Genomic DNA, 24,188 nt, shown 5'->3' on the forward strand with positions numbered 1-24,188 from the left:
ACCAATCATTTAAATTTTCCAACAATTTCATATTGATTTGCATCCAGGCCCTGCACATCTTGGTGCTTGACGATCCGATATAAGGAGTCGCTGTAATAATCCAGTTGCTCTTGGCTATCGTACAGGGAGTTTGTAATTTTTTTATCGATATGAATATGCTTTACCTTTTCATTTTTGTCAAATTCGATTCTTAACACCTGAATCTGTAATGCTGCTTTTTTAGCGGTGAATTCTGTAACGCAGTCAATCGCTTTGACTTCATAGAGGGAGGGATCGAAGTTCTTGCTGATATCAGCAGATTGGAATGCTGAAAGTTCATTTTTCCAGTTGCCGATCTTGAGTTCGCGTTGTTCCTTTTCGCCGTCTTTATTCACCGATTTCAGGACCACAGGGTCAAGTTGCTGGAGGCGTTCTGCCTCAGCATGAAAGAACGAATCCACAGAGAAAATAGCTGTCGATTGTTTATTGTTCTTTTCTACAGGGCTGCCGCAACTCCAAAAAAGCAGAGCACTACCCACCAATAGGGGAAGTGCTCGACGAAAGTTCTTAGCTAAGATTAAGATATTATTCTGATACCAATACATTTCCTGTCATTTCAGTAGGAATATCTACGCCCATAAGTTTTAACACTGTGGGTGCAATATCCCCTAATTTACCATCTGTGATTTTCTTGTAATGATCGTCGATCAAGATACAAGGAACCAAATTGGTCGTATGGGCCGTATTTGGAGATCCGTCCGCATTGACCATAAATTCAGAATTACCATGGTCAGCTAAAATGATAAAAGAATAACCATTTTTTAGTCCCGTTTCGACCACCGTTTTTGTGCATTGGTCCACGGTTTCCACCGCTTTTACCACGGCTTCAAAAACACCTGTATGTCCGACCATATCTGGATTGGCAAAATTTAAACAGATAAAATCAGGTTGGAGTGTTTCCATGTCATTGACGATCGCTTCGGTAACACCTTTGGCAGACATTTCCGGTTGAAGATCATAGGTTGCCACCTTTGGTGAAGGTACCAGAAGACGGTTTTCTCCTTTGAATTCTTGCTCACGACCACCTGAAAAGAAGAAGGTAACATGAGGGTATTTTTCAGTCTCTGCTATACGGGTCTGTGTTTTGTTGTTTGCTTCCAAAACTTCGCCAAGGGTGTTGGTCAGGTTGTCTTTTTGAAAGACTACCCGTACATTTTGGAATGTCTCGTCGTATGCTGTCATGGTTACATAATACAGGCTCAACGGTTTGAGGTCATATTCCGGGAATGCTTTTTGTGTAAGGGCTATGGTGATTTCACGACCGCGGTCGGTCCTGAAATTATAGCAGAAGACGACATCTCCTTCTTGTATTGTTGCGACAGGAGAACCATCTGCATGGACCAGGGCGATCGGTTTAACAAATTCATCGGTTACACCTTGATCGTATGATGCTTGGATGGAGGCAACAAGATCATTTGATTTTTCACCGGCTGCATTTACCAGCAAGTCGTAAGCTAGTTTCACGCGTTCCCATCTGTTGTCGCGGTCCATGGCATAATATCTTCCTATTGCTGAAGCGAAGGTGCCGGAGGAAGTTTTTAAGTAATCCTGAAGGTCTTTGACATAAGCTATACCTGAGTTTGGATCGGTGTCACGTCCATCCAGAAAAGCGTGGATAAATACCTGTTCACTGGTGAGGCCCGCATACTTGGCGGCATCACATAAGCCCTTTAAATGTTTGGTATGTGCGTGGACGCCACCATCGGAAAGCAATCCGATAAAGTGTACTTTTTTATTATTTTCAATAGCATATTTAAATGCATCTTGAATGATTGGATCGGTGTTGAATGCGCCATCATTGACAGCCTTATGAATACGACCTAATTCCTGATAGACAATCCTCCCGGCTCCAAGATTCATGTGACCAACTTCAGAATTGCCCATTTGACCTGCAGGAAGTCCTACGGCCTCACCTGAAGCCTCAAGGCTTGAATTAGGGTATATTTCTAACAAGTGATCTAGAAATGGTGTGTTTGCAGCCTCAACTGCATTTGATTTATCATGTTTTCCATATCCTAGTCCGTCTAGGATCATGAGTGCAACTTTTTTCTTATTCATCTTAATAACAAAGATAACCTTAATTTTAGAATCTATCAACGCATCTTAAAAACTTCCCTTGTTTATCAGGAATAATTTTATAGGTTTGTGGCATAGTTTATGTTTGGCATAAGCTGTGCTACCTAATGATTGATATCTATAGATGGAGACCGTTCTATGTTATTTTTGAACCATATGAGATTTTTGAGCCATTATATATTTTTACTTGTTTTTAGCCTTTTTGTCTATATGAAGGTTTCCGGACATGGTGTTAAGGGGGAGAGCGACCCAATTCAGCCTCATATGAGCCTGGAAAGTGATTTTTTAGGGAATATTTCGGAGGAGTTAAAGGCCTATTTAAAAGAGGGGAATGCCAAAAATATTGCGAAGTATTTCGGTTCAAATCTGACCTTATCGATCCTGGGCGAGAATGGTGTGTACACAAAATACCAATCAGAGATTATGCTGAACACCTTTTTCAATCAGCATAAACCCAAATCCGTGAAATTGACGCAATCGAGTAATGCGAATAATGGCTATCAATATTTCACCTTTTTGTTGGCTACAGAACAGGCCAACTACCGTGTTTTTATCAAGATCGGAACCGGATCAAACAACCATACGATTGAAGAACTTCGCGTGGATAAAAACTAGCCAAAGCATTATTTTTTTGTAAATCTATTTTCCGATTAAAAAATTATTCCACATATTAGCCCAATAAAAGGTATTTATGGAGAAGGAAATCAAGGACTACCTAGCACAATTTGTAAAGCAGGCAGTAACGGAAGATATCGGAGATGGAGATCACACCTCATTATCTACAATTGAGGAAGGTGCACAGGGAGAGGCTAAATTGATTGTCAAAGATCCCGGCATTATCGCGGGGGTTGAGGTTGCGCAGGCCATCATGGCCTATATTGACCAGACGTTGACCTGTGAGGTGCTTATCCAAGACGGGAGCGAGGTTGCGGTTGGCGATATTGCATTTTATGTAAGCGGGAATATCCAGAGTATTTTGTTGGCGGAACGGTTGGTGTTGAATGTGATGCAACGTATGAGTGGGATTGCTACAACGACACGAAAATATGTGGACCTATTGGAGGGGACAGCTACAAAAGTTCTCGATACCCGAAAAACTACTCCATTATTGCGGGTGCTGGAAAAAGAAGCCGTGCGGATCGGGGGTGGAACCAACCATCGTTTTGGTCTATTCGATATGATTTTGATTAAGGATAATCATGTGGATTACAGTGGTGGCATTGCAGCTGCATTACAGCGCGCAAATGACTACCGAAAGAAATTGAGCAAACCCATAGAAATAGAAATTGAAGTCCGAAATTTTGCGGAGCTTGATGAAGTTCTTAACTTTGGCGAAGTAGACCGGATCATGTTGGATAATTTTTCACCAGCAGATGTCGCCAAAGCTGTTCAAATTATCGATCATCGCTTTGAGACAGAAGCTTCTGGAGGAATAACGTTTGACACCATTCGGTCATATGCAGAGGCTGGTGTAGATTATATCTCAGTAGGAGCGCTAACGCATAGTGTTAAGAGCTTGGATCTTAGTCTGAAAGCCAAATTAATATAAGACTGATTTAATTTAATGATATCAATTTATTTAGTAATTGCAGTATTACTAGCTTACTTGTTTGGTTCTATACCGACGGCAGTTTGGTTGGGCCAGGCATTTTATGGGGTAGATGTTCGGGAGTATGGGAGTGGTAATGCTGGAGCAACTAATACCTTTCGTGTATTGGGTCCAAGGGCGGGGTCCATTGTGATGTTTGTAGATATATTCAAAGGATGGACAGCTACAAACCTTGCTTATCTCATCGAACTGGGACAAAATACCAGTGATATTCAGTTTGTTAATTTTCAGTTAGCACTTGGTGTCATCGCCGTAATTGGACACTTGTTTCCTGTATTTGCAGGGTTTAGGGGGGGGAAAGGAGTAGCCACTTTATGTGGTATGATATTGGCCATACATATGCCGGCAGCGCTGGTCTGTGTGTCTGTGTTTGTTATTATTCTGCTGACAACACATTATGTGTCATTGAGCTCAATTTCAGCGGGTTTTGCATTTCCATTTAGTTTGGCATTTATTTTCAAGACCACCATTCCATCTGTGCTGCTATATGGAATTGCAATCTGTACATTATTATTAATTACCCATCAAAAAAATATTGAACGTTTGCTAAAAGGGCATGAATCCAAGATCTATCTATTCAAGAAAAAGTCCAAAGCAAAAGAATAGGCACAATAATTGCGTTCTTTAAAACATATTTAATAGATTATTATGAAAGGAATGTTTAAGTATTCGGCTATGGTATTAGCGTGCGCTACGCTAGCATCGGGGTTGTCCGGTTGCGCAACTTCAGCTGTTACTGGAAAAAAATATCTGAAATTGGTCAGTGCAGACCAGGTTAATCAACAAGCTGCGTTGGCTTATAAAGATTTCTTATCCAAAAATAGCGCAAAGGTAGTCACCGGAACAGCTGATGCCGCCATGGTAAAACGTGTTGGAAACAGGTTGGCTACTGCCGTGAATCAATATTTACAAAGTACGGGCAAAGCGGATAAATTTAATTTCAATTGGGAGTTCAATCTGGTAAAAAGTGATGATGTGAATGCATGGTGTATGCCTGGAGGGAAGGTTGCTGTGTATACTGGAATATTACAAGTGACACGAAACGAAGCAGGTATGGCCACTGTGATGGGACATGAGATTGCACACGCCATCGAGGAACATTCCGTCGCACAAGCTTCTAATCAAATGGCTTTACAATTGGGCGGACAAATTTTAGGTTCTGCTGCAGGTGTATCGGGTAACAGTACACTCGGTATATTCAATAACCTCTATGGATTAGGCGGTAATTTGGCACAGCTGAAATTTTCAAGAAGTGATGAATCGTCTGCTGATGCTGCTGGGTTGATCATTATGGCCTTGGCCGGATATGATCCGCATGAAGCAATCAGTTTCTGGAAACGTATGGCTGCTGGTAGTCAAAAAGGACAACCTGAATTTTTGAGTACTCACCCAAGTGATGCCAGACGTATTGCGGATATTGAGAAGTTGATTCCAAATGCCATGAAATACTACAAAAAATAAAGAATAGTTTTATAAGGGAAAAAGGGGGTATGTAGCACACATACTCCCTTTTTTTTGCTTCTATACACCAGCGATAGCGTCCGATATACCGAATATAATTCCAAATAGAAGTCCCATCAGGTTGAAGGCAATCGTGATGATAACGATGATTCCAATGAATTTATAATGTTTTTTCAGGGCATCAAAGCATAGTTCCAATTGAATGCTGTCCCGATTTTCGATGGCTTTTTTTGCTTTGGATCCAAAATTATATAAGAAATAGATCGGCAGGCAGAAGAAAGCCAGGAACAACAGATAGCATATACCAAAAGTGGATAGAGAACCAAAGCTTGTATATTCACCTGCACCCAGTGACATGGCGCTTGCTCCAAAGATGAGGCTGATCATGGTCAGGGCTGAGATGCCGATAAAAATAAAGCAGATAATAGCCAAAAAATTGGCCCATTTAGCCGCAGAGGCTAAGAAAGATAACCCTACTGGCGATAATTTAATGTCTGTAGGTTCTTGAAAAGAAGAATTTTGAATACCGTCTTCCATGAAATAAAGAATTATATGGGTGTGCGAATTTCGAAAAAGTTCGTGATTAAAAAAACATATTTCTATAGAAACCATCGAGCATCTGGAATAGTTCACGATGATATGGTAAATATTGGCTTATGTAGTTAAATCGCTTCAAAAGCGAATTAATCAATTAAATTTTCGACTGACAGAAAGTTAATTAAATTTTTTAAAAAAGAAAGGGTCAGTGTGGAAGAATGTTGTTACAAATTCGTTGAGGTCATTTGATGTGGAAAACTATTTTTACGCATCCTGAGCTTCGACTGAGCACTGCTTAAAGGTGTTGTAACGTTTATTTTGTGAAAAAATTATGTGTTGAGATCAGAATTTTTGAGTGGAGCAATATGAAGTGTATGTGGGATAGTATGTTAAGTTTATATTAAGTCCTTTGTTATTTAAAATCTCTTAGTAATTTTGCTTAACATTTTTTAACAAATCATACTATATGAAAAGATCTTTACTCTTTTTTGCTCTTGTTATGGCTAGCTATGGGGCGGTACAGGCTCAGGTAACTACAAGTAGCATGACAGGGATCGTAACGCAAACGAATGGTAGTACTACACAAGGAGCTACAATTAAGGCTACCCACGTACCATCAGGAACAGTTTATTCAGGTTCGGCAAATGCTGCTGGACGGTTTAATCTCGCCAATATGCGTGTTGGCGGCCCCTACAAAATTGAAGTAACTTATGTTGGTCAAAGTCCAGTAACTTATGAAGATGTATATCTTCAATTAGGGCAGCCATTTGTTCTAAATCCTGTGTTTGGAGAAAGTACAACTACATTGCAGGAAGTTACGGTTACGGCACAGGGCCGACGTACTCAGAAGACAGGTGCATCAACGAGTATTGGTCAAAAGCAACTGCAGGAATTACCCCAAGTAGAACGTAGTATCACCGAATTTATGCGTTTGACTCCTCAGGCTAACGGAAATTCATTTGCAGGTAGGGATGCGCGTTATAATAATTTACAAATAGACGGAGCTAATTTCAATAATGGTTTTGGTTTGAGTGGTGGTCCCATTCCTGGAGGAAACTCTCAACCGATCTCCTTAGATGCGATTGAGGCTATTTCTGTAAATATTGCACCCTTTGATGTTACTCAATCTGGCTTTACAGGGGCAGGTATCAATGCAGTGACGAAAAGTGGTACAAATACTGTAAAAGGTACAGCATATTATTTTCTTCAAAACCAGAGCTTACAAGGACGTAAGATCGAAGATGTCACATTGGATAAAGTTGATGCAGCGAAGAAAAATTTTGGTTTTAGTTTAGGTGGACCAATTATTAAAGACAAGTTATTCCTTTTTGTTAATGCTGAACGTGAAGAAGCTACCGGAGGAAATGCATCAGGAGCTAATTTATGGCGTGCATCAGAAGATGGTACAGCTGATCCAAGTAATAATATTGCCAGAACAAAACGTTCGGAGTTGGAAGCTGTGCGTAATCACCTGATAAATCAATGGGGATATGATCCAGGACGTTATGAGGGCTACGCAAATGAGGCGAAAGAAGGAAGCACGAAGTTTTTAGCGCGATTAGATTGGAATATTAATGATGTCCATAAATTTGCACTACGCTATAATCAAGTGGTCGGAAACTCGATGCAGGTAGCAAATGCGAATTCTGGACCCAGACCAAGGGCTGATTTTGATGCATATGCTCGTGTAGGCCAAAACTCAATCACTTTTGAAAATGGTAATTATGCTTTTAAAAATGTGGTTAGATCGATTACTGCAGAATTGAATAGTAATTTTTCTTCAAGACTAAGTAACCAGTTCCTGGCAACCTATACCCGTATTCAGGATACACGAAGTACACCAAGTAACCAATTATTCCCATTTGTAGATATTGGTGATGGAAGTCATCAAGAGTTTTTGGATAATCCGGCAAATGCTGGTAAGCAACCTGGATTCTATAACAACTACATGAGTTTTGGTACCGAGTTGTTTTCTTACAATAATGATGTGATTAATAACAATTACTCGTTTATCAATAATTTGAACCTACAGGCAGATAAACATAATTTTACATTTGGAGCTGCTTTTGAAATCCAGAATTATGGTAATAGCTATACGCGTATGGGGACCTCTTATTACCGTTATAATTCTGTAGAGGACTTTCTTTCTACCGGTGGGCCTAATGAGAAAGCGCCAATTATGTTTGGTTTAACCTATCCGTACGAAGGACAGGATACATATTCCCGTGTGAATTTTGGTTTAGCATCGTTATATGCACAAGATCGTTGGTCAGTTGCTGATAATTTTACCTTGACTTACGGGATTCGTGCTGAACTACCAATTTATATGAATAAGTTAACTGCGAATCCATCAATAGATGCGTTGCGGTTATTGGATGTAAATGGTATGCCTAAAAATTATGATTCTGGTTTGTGGCCTAAATCAAGATTATTGGTATCTCCACGTTTAGGATTTAACTATGATGTATTTAAAGATCGCTCTTTAGTACTGCGTGGTGGAACAGGATTCTTTTCAGGACGTGTACCTTTTGTATGGTTGACCAATATGCCAACCAATGCCGGGGTATTGCAAAATGTTGTTGAACCTGGATCATATAATGATGTGCAAGGATGGATAGGGAATGTTAAATTTAATCCAGACCCTTATTATCACTTGAATAATGTTCCTTCTGGTGCTGAAAACGTGTTCATCAAAACACCAAAAGATGGGGCTCCAAGCTCTTTTGCCTTAGTTGATAGAGAATTTAAAATGCCAATGGTATGGCGTACCAGTTTCGGAGCCGATTATCAGATTCCGAATACACCATTAGTATTAACAGGAGATTTTCTATATACAAAAGATATCAATGCTGTGTTCCAATTTGGTGCTAACCGTGTAACACCAAATACCTTCTTAAACTATGGCTCATCGGGTGAAGCAGGTGATTACGGTGATAACAGGGTATTCTATCCGGAGGGTGTACAGGCTTATAATGATGCTATAGGTGCAAATAATGCCGTTGTATTGACCAATACAAATGTTAAAGGCCATGCAGTGAGTGCCACATTAGGATTGTCAGTGCCAAATTATAGAGGATTTAGTGGAAGTTTATTTTACACATATTCCGATTCACGAGAAGTGACAGGCAATACAGGATCAAACGCAAGCTCAGCATGGGGAGGATCAGCTAATATTCATGGCCCGAATGATCAATATTTATATCAATCAGCATTTGCCGTGCCACATCGTGTAGTCGCTAATTTGAGCTATCGCATTGAATATGCTAATCACTTGTCTACTACAGTTGGTATTTATTATAATGGCGCTTCTCAAGGAAGATTCTCATATACTTACGGGAACGATATAAATAATGATGGACAGAATGCTGATCTTATCTATTTGCCAAAAGAGATATCTTCATTGAAATTTCAAGAATACTCAGTGAAATACATGGATGATAAGAAAGTCGAGCATACCAAAACATTTACTGAAGCAGAACAGCGAGCTGGTCTTGAAGCTTACATTAAGGAAAATGGGCTTGAATCGTACCGTGGCAAATATCTTCCAAGAAATGCTTTTTCTATGCCTTGGTTGAACCGTTTTGATGTACGTGTGTTGCAAGATTTATTTACAGATATTGGGTCGCGTAAACACAAATTACAGTTAAGCGTGGATGTGATTAATTTTGGGAATTTACTGAATAAAAGCTGGGGTGTTCAGAGTACATTAACTCCGGCAAGACAGTTTTTAAGCACTGCAGGTGCTGTACCAGCTGATGGTGTTCCTACTTTCCGCATGCATGCAACAAATGATAGTTCAACAGAAGAAACTGGTCCGTACTTATCTAAAACTCCATTTCGAAACTTAAGCTCTTTATCGACTACGTGGAAAATGCAAGTTGGTGTGAGATATATATTCTAATTATTATAAATAATTAAGCATATAAATGAAATCCCTGTCCATTTGGATAGGGATTTTTTTTGTTAATAAAATCGATCAGTGGATGATCAATAGGTGTTTATAACCACCGCTTTTCCAGCTTCTCAATCAATATTTCCACCTAATAGAACGAAATTTACCCCCTGCCAAGCTGCTGATATAACGATATTTGATTGATAACTTAATTATAAACCTCACAGATAATGAAGAATTCCTTCATGACCGTACTCTTGGGTATTGGCACCCTTTTATCCTTTTGTGTTCAGGCACAAAGTATAGACTTAAAAAATTGGCCGGAAAAAGCTGACCCAATGAATGTAGGGCGTTTGGTCGCACAGCGTTTCGTCGAAAGCCCGCATAATAGCTTTAAACCCCCGGCTCCTCCGCGAACAATCACCTATCCTGAGGTCTGTACTTGGTATGGTGCATTGAAATTCGCTGAAGTAAGTCGTGATAAAGCATTACTGAATCAATTGACACAACGCTTTATGCCGTTTTTTGATGCCGAAAAGCATCTGGTCCCAAGGCCCTGCCATGTGGACTTCGCCGTGTTTGGTACAGTTCCCCTTGAACTCTATAGGCAGACAAAAAATAAAACTTTTTATGATATGGGTATGCGCTTTGCTGACGCGCAATGGACTATTCCGATTGATTCGCCCCAAGTCGTCAAAGATGCCTATCAAAAATTCCTCGATAAAGGTTTGACCTGGCAGACCCGTTATTGGATTGATGATATGTATATGATTACCATGGTGCAATCCAAAGCATTTCAGGTGACTGGCGACCATAAATATATGGATCGGGCAGCCCATGAAATGGTGGTCTACCTCGATACTATCCAAAAAGAAAATGGCCTTTTCTACCATGCACCGGATGCGCCTTTCTTTTGGGGGCGGGGCAATGGATGGATGGCTGCGGGCATGAGTGAGTTGCTCGCTTCATTAAGCCCTGATCATCCTAATAGACCTGCAATATTGGCCTCTTACCGTAAGATGATGATGAGCCTCAAAGAATTCCAGCGGAAGGATGGTCTATGGGGCCAGCTGATAGATAAGCCCGAGTCCTGGGTCGAAACTTCGGGCTCGGCCATGTTTACTTATGCACTTATTATGGGGGTGAGGAACGGCTGGCTCGATACAAAAGAATATGCTCCAGTCGCCCGCAAAGCATGGTTGGCCTTAGTGGAATACATCAACCCACAGGGCGACATCTCACATGTCTGTGAAGGTACCAATCGTAAAAATGACTATCAATATTATTTAGACCGTAAACAAAAAACGGGAGATATGCATGGTCAGGCTCCCATATTGTGGTGCGCATACGCACTGTTAAAAAAATAGATTGATATGAGACTATTGATTATGCTCGTATTGTTGATCGCAGCTCAGGTCGATGCCCAAACTATCCGTTGGCAAGAACAATTTCCTGGGGTCTGGAAAGGGACATTCGGACAGCCTGAACAATATACCTTGCTGAGTGCTGCGGATAGCAAACCCAAGGCTGTGACTTTAGAACAGCTGCAGTCTATTGATTTTCCCCTGCCCAAGATGGAAGTTCATGCTGAATTGATTGATGGCAAGACCTATGTACGGCTCCCATTGACAAAAAATGAACAGATCTATGGTTTGGGATTAAATTTTCAAACCGTACATCAGCGTGGCAAAATACTTAATCTCCATGTGGATCATTATGGTGGTAAGGACAACGGTCGTACGCATGCTCCAGTTCCATTTTATGTTTCTTCGAAGGGCTATGGTGTGCTAATCAATTCTGCGCAGTATCTGACGTATTATGTCGGAACTGGCGTACGCAAGGATGCCAAGGTGAAGCCGGAAGCGAAAGATCGTAATACCGACAAGACGTGGAGCTCACGTCCATATTCGGATGCCGTAGAAATATATATACCTGCAGCTGGAGTGGAAATTTATGTGTTTGCTGGGATCAGCCCCTTGGACGCCATAAAGCGATATAACTTATATTGTGGTGGTGGCACATTGCCTCCGCGCTGGGGCCTGGGCTTCACCCAAAGGGTGCAGAAACTGTACAATGCTGATGCGGTGATCAAGGAAGCTGCCGAGTTTGAGGAGCATGGTTTCCCCCTGGATTTTATCGGCCTTGAGCCAGGCTGGCAGTCACGCGCTTATCCCTGTACATTTGAATGGGACAAAAACCGTTTTCCTGACCCTGCCGCATTGACAAAAAAGTTGATGGATAAAGGAATCCGCTTAAACCTTTGGACGAATCCATATATTTCACCTGAAGCTTCCATAAGTCAAGACATCGCACCTTACACCGGTTCCCATACGGTCTGGAATGGTGTGGTTCCTGATCTGAACCATCCGGATGCGAAAAGAATTATGGCTAAGCAGATGGATAGCGCACAGCTGGAAATCGGGGTCAGTGGCTATAAGATTGATGAGGTGGATGGCTATGATTACTATCTATGGCCGGATATGGCCAAATTCCCCTCAGGAATCAGTGGGATTCAGATGCGGCAAACCTATGGGGTGCTGGCGCAAAAATTGACAGATAGCTTATTCCGGAAACAGAATAGACGGACCTACGGATTGGTGCGCGCTTCCAATGCAGGGGCTAATAATATGCCTTATGTTATTTACAATGATTATTACAGTCATCAGGACTTTATCACGGCTTTGGTCAACAGTGGATTCTGTGGTGTGCTTTGGACGCCAGAAGTAAGGGGCTCAAAGACTGGCGAAGAGTGGCTACGCCGTTTTCAGTCGGTAGTCTTTTCGCCCATGGCCATGATCAATGCCTGGTCCAGTGGCACCAAACCTTGGTCCTTTCCGGAGGTTGCTGACCAGATAAAGTATTATGCGCAATTGCGCATGCAACTCATGCCATATTTATATTCTGAATTTGCAAAATATCACTTTGAAGGTACGCCACCCTTCAGGGCAATGGTACTGGAAGAAGGATTTCAGGGACATGCAGATGCGGTCGTTGGGAATCGGGACCTGGAAACAAACCCGTACCTGGAAGCCGTTAATAAAGAAGTAAAAGATCAATATATGTGTGGAGAATATATCTTGGTTGCCCCACTATTTACTGGAGAATCTTCCCGAAAAGTACTGCTCCCAAAGGGGAATTGGTATGATTTCTATTCAGGGAAATATGTCGGCAATGGAGCCGAAATTGTTGCGCATCCCGAATTGGACCGAATCCCTGTCTATGTCAAGGATGGAGGTATCATCCCGATGATGGCCAGTCGTCTTCATGCCCCGACGGCAGATGAAAAAGTGGATTTGACGATTCGTCATTATGGTACCAAGGCAGGAAAATACAATTTATATGATGATGACGGACTGAGTTTTGATTATGAAAAAGGAATGTATGCATGGCGTAGTGTGCTGGTCAAAAAGAACAAGCATGGTCAGCTGACAGGGGAAATATCCAAGCCGGAGCATGGCAAACCGAATACGTATGGTACTGTCAGATTTGAATTTATGACCAAATAAAAATGTATTGTGGCCACTAGTAGGCGCTAGAAAACATCTTTTTAGCAGTAAAAGACCAATTTTTACTGCTAAAAAGAACAAAATTTACACCCTGTGCTTGGGCCAAGAGGTCGATATTTGGGATGTAACTGATTGTGAAAATAACCAATAACTTAAATTATGATGAAGCTGCCATGTCGTTTAAATCAGTCTATCGGCTGAGATGAACCCAATCCATGATAGTTTTATCGCCATTAAACAACAAACTATTATGATAAAAAGTATCACAAAAATGGGGTGCTTTGTACTCTGCCTATTTCTTGTCTTGGGAAGTATAGGGGTACCAGTCTTTGCCCAGCAAAACATTCGGCTTTCAGGAAAAGTGACCAATAGCAAAGGTGAGGCCCTGCAGGGAGTGAGTGTCCGAATCAAAGGAAAGAATCAGGGGACCAGCACCGATGCAGCAGGGCGGTATCAAATCGAAGCCGCTCCTTCCAATACCCTTATCTTTAGCCAAGTGGGCATGAAGGAAGAGGAGCGGATAGTAGGCAGCCAGCGCCAGGTTAACGTCGAACTGTCTGATAGCAACAACGCATTGGACGAAATCGTAGTTGTAGGCTATGGGAGTGTGGCGAAGAAGCGTGACCTGACTGGAGCCATCTCCTCGGTGAATGCTAAAAAGATTGCTGAAAGACAACCGATCAATCTTTTTGATGCCTTACAAGGTCAGGCAGCAGGTGTGCTTATCGTAAATGATGGCGGGGGAGCCCCAGGAGCCACAGGTTCAATTCAGGTCAGGGGAACTTCAACGCTGAATGGTGGAAATGGTCCCCTGTACCTGGTAGACGGTGTGATCAGTCCCGATGGCGCCAATATCAACCCTACAGATATCGAAAATATCGAAGTGCTGAAAGATGCTGCCTCGGCCTCAATATATGGATCCAGGGCCGCAAATGGTGTCATCCTGATTACCACAAAAAGGGGCTCGGAAGGAAGACCCATGGTCAACCTGAATTATAATCATCTCTTTGGCCGTCTGGCGCATTATATCCCTGTCAGCAATTCGGCTGAAGTGCGGGCTTTTCGGGATATCCAGGGGAGAAGCACAAATACTGATTCGATAAATCCAAGCTTTAATGCGGATAATGATCTTCAGCGCCTGCTATTGGGCAATCTTGCACAGAAAAAGGAAGTTAAAATGAGTGTGAGTGGTGGCCAAAAAAATCTCCGCTATTTCAGTAGCTTAAATTACCTGGATGACAAATCAATCATCTTAAATAGTTATGCGAAAAGACTTCAGGCAAGGATCAATGTGGAGTATCAGATTTCACCCAAACTGAGGTATTCAAACAATATTTCCTTTGCATGGCAAAAAGGAAACTCCATTCCCATAGGGAATACTGTACGGGTAGTCATGGACCGGCCTGCTTATTCCTTAATTTATTATCCAGATGGTTCGCTGACAAGTTATATCGGGTCGAAACGAAACCCGGTCGCAAATGCATTGTTTGAACAGAATATTGACGAAACATACTCGGGGCAGTTCAATAATCAGCTCGATTATCAAATCCGGGATGATCTGAAATTCACAACTTTATTCAATGCCCGTCTCGATAATCTGCAGAAGACTGGCTTTTCACCCCGGTTTTTATCGGCTAAACTAGATCAGAATAGTGGCACGAATGAGTTTAGAAAGACTTTTACTTGGGAGTATCAGGCCTTTGTCAATTACAATAAAACCTTTGCCGAGGATCATACCGTTTACGCATTACTTGGGTTCAGTGCAGATCACCGGCGTTTCGACCAATTCCATTCTGAATACCTCAACAGTGTAAATGAAGAGATCCTGGTCACGTTTCCGGATTATCTGACTGCCGCAAAAACATACACGAGTGCCACAGCGAATGCGACAGCATCTGTATTTAGTCGAATTGGCTATAACTATAAGAGCCGCTATTTATTGCAGGGATCTTACAGGCGGGATGGTTCTTCCCGATTTGGCCCGGGCAATAAATGGGGGGACTTTTTCTCTGCATCTGCGGCATGGCGTTTTTCGGATGAGCCTTTTATGCAGTGGGCTAAGCCCGCTTTGCAGGATGCCAAATTGCGCTATAGCTTTGGACAACTTGGCAATGATAAAATTGGCGATTATGAATCCTATACCAAAGTGAAGTTTAGTGGAAGTTACAATGGAATAGGTGGAGCGGCACTGACAAGTACCTTTGGGAATAATTTGATCAAATGGGAAATGACCACCCAGAATAATATCGGATTGGATCTGACTTTTTTTAACGGAAGATTGGGCTTTACGACTGATTATTATGTGAAAACGACTACAGATTTGCTTTATCCAAGAGAGCTACCAAAGGAAACTGGATATACAAATCTTCAGGTCAACGTGGGTACCATCCGTACGAAAGGGGTTGAATTTGTCGTGAGTGCCAAACCTATCGTGACTCCTAAATTCAGCTGGGAAATCAACGGAAATATTTCATTCGAGCGTGGCCGGGTCGTGAAGCTGGCAGATGGTGTGCCTTTCTTTCCGGGCAACAAATGGTATCTAGAGGAAGGTGGCCGCATCGGCAATTTTTATGGCTGGAAAAACCTGGGTGTGTATGCCTGGGATGAGTCTAATGCCTATACTGACAATTGGGACAAATTGACCCTTGTACTGAACGATCAAGGAACGCCGCTATACAGGGACGGTAAACCGGTATATACATTCAATGGACGTGAGTATGAGGGGGCAGTTCATCAATTATACGCACCAGATGGCAAACTGAAAGGTGGGGATGCCGAATGGCTGAATAATAAGCGGGATAGCGTGATCAATGATGAAGACCGTATGATACTGGGAAACCCTACTCCGGATTTTTACTTCGGTTTTATGCAAACGTTTACTTACAACCGCTTTTCGCTAAACGTACTGTTTAACGGTGCATTTGGTGGCGAAGTGTATAATGCACTGTTGCAGCGCCAAAACTATCCGTCAAATACGGGAGCCGGATCACCTGATATGGTGTATAATGTCTGGCGTAAACCAGGGGACGAAGCGAAATACCCTTATTATATAGAAAGAAACAATCGGGGCAACATGAAGACAAATCAAAATAGCTTATATATTGAAGATGCATCTTTTATCCGTTTGGCAAGCGCGCGGTTGGCCTATAACTTTGCCCCACAGCTGGCCAATAAGTTAAAGATGAAAGGGATTACCACCTATGTTTACGGTACAAATTTATTGACATGGACCAATTATAGGGGATATGATCCTGAATTCAGTACCAATAATCCATTGACTCCAGGAGAGGATGATGGCCGTTATCCAAGGAGGAGAGAGTTTGGGTTTGGAGTAAATATCAATTTTTAGGAGGACTTAATTATGTTTAGAATAAAGATTTTAGCAATCGTATTTTTAGTGGGTAGCTTGTCCAGCTGTAATAAGTTTTTGGATGAGAAGCCATTGGCTGAAGTTGCCCTGGACCAACATTATAAAAATCTGTATGATGTACAAGCGGCCATGGCCGGGATGTATAGCGGATTTCAGCTTGAGATGATCGGCAAAGAACAATATGGGGAGAAGTACCTTTACTGGGGCGAATATCGTTCGGATAACTTCGACCGTTTTATCAGTTATACCAAAGATTATGTAGACGAAATTGTCTTAAATAGTCTTACCCCCAGTAATCAGTTTACCGATTGGAGTGGTCTATATACGACTATAGGGCGGATCAACAATAATATTAAATACATACCACAGGCAGCGGAACTGGATAGTAGGATCACGAAAGAAATGATGGATGACTACCTGGCCCAATGTTATGCCCTCCGGGCGATGTGTTATTTCTATCTGGTACGGGTCTGGGGTGATGCCCCAATATGGCTTGAACCTTATGAAGACGTTGAGCAACTTTCAGAACGGGCACGTGATCCGCAGGAGAAGATCTTGAATGAGGTCATTATTCCGGACTTGGAGAAAGCCTATGCCATGGTCGATATGGAGGCCAAGAATCCCTTGTGGACGATCAGTGGAGGAAGTATTTGTGCGATAATGGCTGATGTATATATGTGGAAAAAAGATTATCAGAATACGGTGAAATGGGTTGAACGATTGTTTCTGGCCAAGACAGCGACAGGAACAAGTTATGGGGGCAGCGATGAAAAAAATCTACAGGACGCAGCAACCTGGAAAACCATATTTACAAATCCATTGTCCAGTAAGGAGACCATTTGGAGTATCCACTGGGATTATTTAAAAAATGGTTGTGCTTGTATGCAAACTTCCTGGACAGCCAATAATAAGCAGATTGTCGTTGATGGCGGCGTGTGGTCAAGTTGGTTTTTACCGCAAACAACAGATAACCCGAGCCCGGATATTCGTCCGAAACAGACTTTGGATGTGTATTATGGCATGCCGAGCAATAATCGGGATCGTTTTATTAAGTGGTATCCAACGGATCCTAATCCAACTAAATCAGATCCCTGGCCAGCGACAAACCAAACACTTCCGGTATACCTAACCATGTATCGGCTCAGTGATATATACCTTTTGTATGCCGAAGCGCTGAATGGCTTAGGCGACAAGGCGAATGCTGTCAAATACCTGAATTTTGTGAGAAAACGTGCCCAGGTTGCGGTGTATGATGTAAACGATCCGCAATTGGCTACAGCACAGCAGGTAGAAACAGCAATATTGAAGGAACGCCAGCTTGAACTCTTTGGTGAAGGCAAGCGATGGTTTGACCTGGTACGTACGGGAAGAGTTAAGGAAGTCATGGACCCCATTTTGAAACGCAGGCAGGAGGATGCAGGAAATTTGGAGATGCCCGGATTCTTAGATCCTAAAAATAGAGTTTATTGGCCCATCCACCGAAATGTGCTGAATTCAAATAGTTTGCTTGTTCAGAATCCAGGATATACAGACTAATGTCAGAATTTAAAATATGGAAACGATGAAAAGAATCTTTAATATAAAATGGATACAATGTAGTGCCCTTTTTTCACTATTGTTGCTAACAGGTTGTTCACTTTTTGATCTAGAGCTGCAGGAGAACTATGATTATGAACATAAAACATTAGATCCAAATATAGGGATCAGTGCACGTCAATTTTTGGAGAACCGCTCTTATGGAACAAGCGAAAAACCAACGGACACAATTTTTAAATGGATGCGCCAAGGGTTGGAATACGCAGGGATAGGGCTGGAGGAACTGGAAAAACCGGGGCGAACCTTTATTTTTCTCCATAATGAAGCCATCAAGACCTGGGATCCGAAGACCAATAAGGTGACGGGCGGGTTGTTTTTCGATTTCCCATTGGTCACCGGCTTGGATGATACCGGAAAACCAATCACCAAACCTGCTACAAAATGGGAAGACTACAGCAAAGCGGATGTAAGGAATTATTTTCTCTACCTTATTCTTCAAGGGGATTACAATTTTGACAAATTGGGCATTACAAACACGGCGGCGAAAACACTCCTGCCAAAGAATACGGTTGCTAGTAAAAGCAGTCTATTGGGATATATGAATGAAGGAAAAGGATTTGACCAAGATGGACTGATGTATTTGAAATTACTGAATAATAATGACCTTGCCCCAATCCAGATCAACAACAAAACCACCAACAGATCGGGCGGTTATGTGGTCACCAATGGAGTAGTCCATGTCTTTGGCGCTAAAGGCAACACGACGGTCTATCCTTTTCCAGGAACGCTATAGCAACTGACTCTTAAACAGCACTACATATGATTAGAAAATTATCGGCAATGACCTCCCTATCCTTTTTATTGGTGATAGGGAGTAGCTGTGGAAAATCAACCTCTGGGGAAATGGAGCTGAAAAATACAGTATGTGCTCAATGCCATACGATCCAATCGGCCGCCGCCCTGCAAGCATTGAATTTACAGCCAGGGGATACAGTGATGATGAAATCTGGTGAATGGACTGATCAGGAACTCATATTCGATGCACAGGGGACAAGCCAACAGCCTATTGTATTACGGGCTGAACAGCCCGGAGCTGTAATGATGAGTGGTACTTCTTCTGTTAGTATCCGGGGAAAATGGCTTGTAGTCAGTGGACTGGTTTTCCAGAATGGCTTTACTTCAGGCAAAAATGTGGTTGATTTTACTTCATCTTCCTCTAATTGCCGCTTAACAAATACGGCTATCGTGGATTATAATCCGCCGACCGCAACAACGGACTACCGCTGGGTCTCTATCAATGGGTCCAGTCATCGTATTGATCATTGCTATCTAAAGGGCAAATCTCATCAAGGTCCAACAATGGTTGTTTGGGGAACAAGCAAGCCAATGAAACACCGGATAGATCATAATTTCTTTGGGGAACGGGCGGCGGTACCGGATAACGGTGGTGAAACCATCCGTCTGGGAACAAGTGATTGGTCAATGACCGATGCATTTACAACGATTGAAGACAATATTTTTCAGCGTTGCAATGGAGAAACTGAAATCATATCCAATAAAATGGGGGCAGATACCATACGGAATAACTTTTTCCATGAAAGCCAAGGGACGTTGTGCCTGCGACATGGTAATGGTTCGGCAGTATATGGAAACTATTTTGTGGGGAATGGCATTAAAGAGACCGGGGGAATACGGATTATTGGTGAAGATCATCTGGTGTATAACAATTATTTCCAGAATATGGCCGGCACAGGGCAGCGAGCCGCTTTGGTTTTAATGGATGGCGTCCCCAATTCGCCTTTAAGCGGTTATTTTCAGGTTAAACGAGTCCAAGTGGTGGCCAATACCATGATCAACTGTAAGCAGTCTTTCGACATCGGGTCAGGGAAGGGAGGAAGTAACCGTACGTTACCACCAATGGATGGGCATATTGCCAACAATGTTGTGTTGCAGATCCCACAGTCGATCCTGCTGACCTTTACGGATCAGCCCCTTAACTTTGTCTATCAGGGAAATATTGTATTTGATGTACCGACGGGTCAACAGCTTCCAGCAGGGTTTGTACGGTTAGATCCACAGTATGCAATCACGACAGATGGCATCTATGAGCCAACAAGTAGTAGCCAGGTATTGGGTGCCTTTGTAGGTAATTATCCATTTGCAGCTGCAGCAGATGCAGGAGCGCCAAAATTGGATAGCAAACACAGGGAATTGCTGAAAGCACAAAATATAGGTCCGGGGTTTATGACTGGATTGGGGAGCAGCTTGGTTATTAATCCTTAAGTGATCCTAAACATTATTTTATGCGGAGAATAAACTGTTTATTCTCCGCTTTTTTTATGGCATATCATTTTGATGTTGGCAGTCTATATACACGAACTCCATAATTGTGCAGGTTTCCAGAAGGAAGATGAATGATATTAAATTTATGAAATGAGGTTAAGCAGCTCCAAAGCAATAGCCTGATAGGCCATAGATAATCAGAATAAATAGTAAAACATACTCCTATCAAATTATATCTAAAAACAAATTTCAATCAGTTTTTAGTCAGTAATTAGTCATTGTTTATTCAGTCTATACTGAGCAATCACTGAACAATCACTGAACGAGCACTGAACAATCACTATCAAAAAGTATAATTTGGTCACCACCTGATCTCCGTTTAATGAAAAAGGAGAAAACTTATGTAGATACAAACCTTCACCTATATAGTCGTAGGCTAATTGAGCTATGCGTCAAAGCACAAGCAGGTACGCTCTTACTGGTCAACCAATCCAATAAGGAAGAAATTGCCAAAGGTGATGATTTCTTGTTGCGCAACTGGAGTTACTACGGACTTATCGAGAAGATTAAATACAAGGCTAAAATGGTTGGTATCAACATTATTATCGAATAAATCAATCTAATTTTTTTCCTTTATAATATTCATTCCAGCTATCCTTCGCATAACCTTTGCCTAGATTTTCAAAGCTTGATGCGCTGGCATCTGCAATAGCTTCACCGAAATAATAGGCTTTCCAGGCATCTTTGGTATAGCCATTACCCAGTATCATAAAGGACGATGTAGCGGCTCCGGGGATTAGTTTACCGCGGTAATATACTTTCCATGCATCTTTGGAATAACCATCCCTTAGGTTTTGGAAGGTAGAGGAATTGGCTTCTGCAACATCCACTCCACGATAATAAACTTTCCAGGTGTCTTTGGCATATCCATTACCTAGGGACTGAAAAGAGGTGACATGGGCAGCCTTTATTTCCTTGCCTCGGTAGAAAATTCTGTTGCCAAGCTTGGCATAATCATCACCCAAGCGGACTTGGGCATAGGAAAAGGAATGCTTGTTGGGGGTAAGTTTTTCCGTGCTGAATCCAGGAGTAGCCATGGAAAATAGGGTAACCGAAAAACTGGTGAGCATAGCTTTCAAATATACTTTTGTCATCATATAAATAGTTCAGTTAATAGTTGTTATTATGACCAAATAATTGTGCTTTTCTTTATATGACCCGTTGAATTCAATACAGTTTAATGCGTGGATGGCAATTTGCGGTATGCGCTTGAAAAAGACCTGTTTAAAATATGAAGTCTGGAACCGCTCTGTATAAGTCATGCGTAAGTCAAGGATGAATGTGATATGAACGGATATTTGGTATTTAAGTATATTTTTTGTATATTGCTGGTTATGAGTTTTAAAGAAAAATTAGAGAACTGGCGCACTTCAATCAATCGCGCTGGTAGTGGTGAAGAATTGTATATTTTGCTTTTGAACTACAAAAGATTTATTAACAAAAATTGGATGGATGATTTTGGGGACCCGGGGAACTGGAAATCCGAATTAAATCAGGTCATCAGCAAAGTAAGAAAGAAAGTGGATGTCGCAGATATCAGGCATTGTCAGGATTTATCGTCCTATCAGGACGATGCACGTCAGACTGCACATTCGCTAAATCATACATTAAAATATCATCACTCGTTGACAAAGGGGTAGGCTAGGCCTACCCTTTTGTGGTTAAATGCTACAAAGGCACCAGTACATTTTTTACTAAACGTACCGGAACATGCTTTACCGAAGTAAAACCATCTTCCTTAGAAATAATTTTAGAAAGATCCAATCCTCTTTTGGAGAAGGTACTGATCAAAGCCGTTCTAAAAGTGGCTTTGGAAGACCCCCAACCTTGTCCTAAAACCGTATCATTGTTGAGCAGTATGAGTTCATCGATGGAATAGTCGCTGAATTTTTCCAGTAAATGTTGATAAAGATTTGTTGTAGCCATACAATTTAAAAATTTAAAGGATTAAACCATAAACTGTATCCAGATCTTGTGGGAAAATAACCGTTTTAAACGTTTATTTTGGTCGAAACCCGTATTAATTTACCACCGCGGTGTCTGCACTCGGTTGGTATTGCATCTGTGCAATTCTGAATACTCTACAAAGATAGTAGATTATTTTTTTAACGCAAGCATATTTTTATAATTTATTTAATCTTTTATCATGTTACTGTAATCTCATTTAAAATACTTTAATAAATAACGGGAAGGCGATACTTTTGCGCCATGAATAGAATAGTGGAAATTAACGAATACATTGCTGAGGAGCGTAAAGTATTATTGCAGCACCCTTTATATCGGAGGATCACAACGATCAAAAATCTAAGAGCTTTTACGGAAGGTCATGTGTATGCTGTTTGGGATTTTATGTCTTTGTTAAAGGCACTACAGATTAAACTGACCTGTACAAGCTTACCTTGGTTTGCAAGTGAAGACCCTTCAACACGCTATTTGATCAATGAGATTGTATTGGCGGAGGAGTCTGATGAATATATTGATGGTCGTCGGTTGAGCCATTTTGAAATGTACTTGGATGCGATGAATGTGATGGGGGCGGACCTTCACATGGTCAACAAGTTTATCCATAATGCAAAAAAGACAGGCAATATATTTGATGCCATCGCTTTTACAACATTGGACCCGAGAATCAAAGACTTTTTGAACTTTACATTTGAAGTCATCACCGGGGGTGAGGTTCATAAAATTGCAGCGGCATTTACTTTTGGTCGTGAAAACCTGATCCCCGAGATGTTTACATCCATTCTCGAAGAAATAAAGGCAAATTTCCCAACGGTTGATCTCGAACGATTTATCTATTATTTTCAGCGCCATATTGACCTGGATGGGGATGAGCATGGGCCTTTGGCCATGCAGATGATAACTGATCTTGCAAAAGATGATGAAACCAAATGGACGGAAATAAAGACCGTAAGTAAAACTGCCCTTCAGAAGAGAATCGCGCTCTGGGACGCCATAGAGGAATCGTTATAAAACAGTGCTAGGCGTTAGAAAAAAACAGATGATGTTACTGGACTGAGGAAGATATTGCCGCTGAAAAACGATCAATAAAACCGGCATCCAGGGGCAATGAAAATTTCTGGTAGCTCGAGCGTAGCCGGTTCCATAATGATATAATGAAATATCGAACAGTTGTTGAATGAGCTGCCGGTCAATCCCTTCGGTCTTGATTATACTTATATTCTTTTTCTTGCCATACGACAAGACTCTTGTTGTTGTTAAATTGTAAATTTGTTATAATCAGAAGTTTAACTTTATAAATCGATGTAAAATGGATAAACCGAAGTCTTTAAAACTAGCAGTAATTATTCCCGCTTATAGAATGCACAGTCAAATTTTTCTGAATGCCCTAGATGATGTTTCAGAAGATGATGCATTAAAACGTGTACAAGATAGAACCAATCATATTGTTTGGATGGCGGGTAATTTTGTCAATGTACGTTATGCCATGGGCCATGTGCTTGGGCTGCAGGATCAAGATCCTTATCAGGATTTATTTTTCATGGGAAAAACCCTCGACGAGCAATTCAACTATCCGGGTCTGAAAGAGCTTAAAAAGAATTTTCATGCCATATCCCCCAAGGTCTATAAGGCTTTATTGGAAGCGGATGATACGCAGCTCGAAGAAATTTTCAAAATCGATATGAATATCCCTTTTATCGAAGAAAATAAATTAAATTTTATCGGGATGTGTATTGGTAGGGAAGACTATCTTGTAGGGCAGATTGCACTTATGCGGAGATTGATCAACGATCAAGGGATGAAGTATGGTATTGATGAAAAAATTGGATACTAAACGTTAAACCTAAGGTCAAAGTG

At 41.5% G+C, this 24,188-nt stretch carries 20 protein-coding genes and 1 riboswitch; of the genes, 15 read left to right on the plus strand and 5 right to left on the minus strand.

What is annotated here, in order from left to right; all coding sequences use genetic code 11:
* Positions 1-5: 5 nt before the first annotated feature.
* Positions 6-584 carry a hypothetical protein gene (locus tag HX021_RS18140; RefSeq protein WP_286591964.1) on the minus strand — a complete coding sequence of 193 codons (579 nt, stop codon included), beginning with the start codon at positions 582-584 and terminating at the stop codon, positions 6-8.
* Entirely contained in the window at positions 565-2,097 is a 1,533-nt protein-coding gene (gene gpmI, locus HX021_RS18145) for a 2,3-bisphosphoglycerate-independent phosphoglycerate mutase (protein ID WP_286591965.1), read from the minus strand. Before gpmI ends, HX021_RS18140 begins: the two co-directional genes overlap by 20 nt.
* 228 nt (positions 2,098-2,325) lie before the next feature.
* On the opposite strand from gpmI, the gene HX021_RS18150 reads away from it, so the two are divergent.
* The 4 genes from HX021_RS18150 to HX021_RS18165 all read left to right on the plus strand — a co-directional run bounded on the left by HX021_RS18150 (position 2,326) and on the right by HX021_RS18165 (position 5,185).
* Positions 2,326-2,730: a DUF4783 domain-containing protein gene (locus HX021_RS18150; protein ID WP_286591966.1), complete on the plus strand. Its 405-nt coding sequence runs from the start codon at positions 2,326-2,328 to the stop codon at positions 2,728-2,730.
* Between the two features lie 76 nt (positions 2,731-2,806).
* Positions 2,807-3,664 (plus strand): carboxylating nicotinate-nucleotide diphosphorylase, encoded by an 858-nt coding sequence (gene nadC / locus HX021_RS18155; protein WP_286591967.1) that lies wholly within the window; start codon positions 2,807-2,809, stop codon positions 3,662-3,664.
* A gap of 15 nt (positions 3,665-3,679) precedes the next feature.
* Positions 3,680-4,330: a glycerol-3-phosphate 1-O-acyltransferase PlsY gene (plsY, locus tag HX021_RS18160; protein WP_286591968.1), complete on the plus strand. Its 651-nt coding sequence runs from the start codon at positions 3,680-3,682 to the stop codon at positions 4,328-4,330.
* 42 nt (positions 4,331-4,372) lie between these two features.
* On the plus strand, positions 4,373-5,185 hold the full coding sequence (locus tag HX021_RS18165) for a M48 family metallopeptidase (RefSeq protein ID WP_286591969.1): 813 nt from the start codon (positions 4,373-4,375) through the stop codon (positions 5,183-5,185).
* 60 nt (positions 5,186-5,245) lie between these two features.
* Here the strand turns inward: HX021_RS18165 and HX021_RS18170 are convergent, their stop codons facing one another.
* Complete coding sequence (locus HX021_RS18170; protein WP_286591970.1) at positions 5,246-5,722, minus strand: hypothetical protein; 477 nt, start codon at positions 5,720-5,722, stop codon at positions 5,246-5,248.
* Between the two features lie 499 nt (positions 5,723-6,221).
* Between HX021_RS18170 and HX021_RS18175 the strand changes: the two genes are divergently transcribed.
* From HX021_RS18175 to HX021_RS18210, 8 genes are all read left to right on the plus strand, one after another.
* Complete coding sequence (locus HX021_RS18175; RefSeq protein ID WP_286591971.1) at positions 6,222-9,623, plus strand: TonB-dependent receptor; 3,402 nt, start codon at positions 6,222-6,224, stop codon at positions 9,621-9,623.
* Between the two features lie 221 nt (positions 9,624-9,844).
* The gene (locus HX021_RS18180; protein WP_286591972.1) at positions 9,845-10,981 is read left to right on the plus strand and encodes a glycoside hydrolase family 88/105 protein; all 1,137 of its coding nucleotides are present in this window, start codon (positions 9,845-9,847) and stop codon (positions 10,979-10,981) included.
* Positions 10,982-10,987: 6 nt separating this feature from the next.
* Positions 10,988-13,120: a glycoside hydrolase family 31 protein gene (locus HX021_RS18185; protein WP_286591973.1), complete on the plus strand. Its 2,133-nt coding sequence runs from the start codon at positions 10,988-10,990 to the stop codon at positions 13,118-13,120.
* Positions 13,121-13,370: 250 nt separating this feature from the next.
* On the plus strand, positions 13,371-16,469 hold the full coding sequence (locus tag HX021_RS18190) for a SusC/RagA family TonB-linked outer membrane protein (RefSeq protein ID WP_286591974.1): 3,099 nt from the start codon (positions 13,371-13,373) through the stop codon (positions 16,467-16,469).
* Positions 16,470-16,481: 12 nt separating this feature from the next.
* On the plus strand, positions 16,482-18,026 hold the full coding sequence (locus HX021_RS18195) for a RagB/SusD family nutrient uptake outer membrane protein (RefSeq protein ID WP_286591975.1): 1,545 nt from the start codon (positions 16,482-16,484) through the stop codon (positions 18,024-18,026).
* 25 nt (positions 18,027-18,051) lie between these two features.
* On the plus strand, positions 18,052-18,819 hold the full coding sequence (locus HX021_RS18200) for a hypothetical protein (RefSeq protein WP_286591976.1): 768 nt from the start codon (positions 18,052-18,054) through the stop codon (positions 18,817-18,819).
* Positions 18,820-18,845: 26 nt separating this feature from the next.
* Positions 18,846-20,309: a polysaccharide lyase 6 family protein gene (locus HX021_RS18205; protein WP_286591977.1), complete on the plus strand. Its 1,464-nt coding sequence runs from the start codon at positions 18,846-18,848 to the stop codon at positions 20,307-20,309.
* Positions 20,310-20,691: 382 nt separating this feature from the next.
* Positions 20,692-20,922 (plus strand): hypothetical protein, encoded by a 231-nt coding sequence (locus HX021_RS18210; protein ID WP_286591978.1) that lies wholly within the window; start codon positions 20,692-20,694, stop codon positions 20,920-20,922.
* 1 nt (position 20,923) lies between these two features.
* Here the strand turns inward: HX021_RS18210 and HX021_RS18215 are convergent, their stop codons facing one another.
* Positions 20,924-21,466, minus strand: a complete 543-nt coding sequence (locus HX021_RS18215; RefSeq protein WP_286591979.1) for a DKNYY domain-containing protein — start codon at positions 21,464-21,466, stop codon at positions 20,924-20,926.
* Between the two features lie 237 nt (positions 21,467-21,703).
* Between HX021_RS18215 and HX021_RS18220 the strand changes: the two genes are divergently transcribed.
* On the plus strand, positions 21,704-22,009 hold the full coding sequence (locus tag HX021_RS18220) for a hypothetical protein (RefSeq protein WP_286591980.1): 306 nt from the start codon (positions 21,704-21,706) through the stop codon (positions 22,007-22,009).
* A 28-nt stretch (positions 22,010-22,037) separates the two neighbouring features.
* Here the strand turns inward: HX021_RS18220 and HX021_RS18225 are convergent, their stop codons facing one another.
* Positions 22,038-22,295, minus strand: coding sequence for a 5-oxoprolinase (locus HX021_RS18225; RefSeq protein WP_286591981.1), 258 nt, complete (start codon positions 22,293-22,295; stop codon positions 22,038-22,040).
* A gap of 64 nt (positions 22,296-22,359) precedes the next feature.
* Positions 22,360-22,454, minus strand: a riboswitch (SAM-I-IV-variant riboswitch).
* A 123-nt stretch (positions 22,455-22,577) separates the two neighbouring features.
* On the opposite strand from HX021_RS18225, the gene HX021_RS18230 reads away from it, so the two are divergent.
* Together HX021_RS18230 and HX021_RS18235 are read left to right on the plus strand one after the other, a co-directional pair.
* Entirely contained in the window at positions 22,578-23,342 is a 765-nt protein-coding gene (locus tag HX021_RS18230; RefSeq protein WP_286591982.1) for a DUF3050 domain-containing protein, read from the plus strand.
* A 298-nt stretch (positions 23,343-23,640) separates the two neighbouring features.
* Entirely contained in the window at positions 23,641-24,165 is a 525-nt protein-coding gene (locus HX021_RS18235) for a DinB family protein (RefSeq protein WP_286591983.1), read from the plus strand.
* Positions 24,166-24,188 lie beyond the last annotated feature (23 nt).

The organism is Sphingobacterium sp. N143 (assembly GCF_030325625.1).
Lineage (GTDB): Bacteria > Bacteroidota > Bacteroidia > Sphingobacteriales > Sphingobacteriaceae > Sphingobacterium.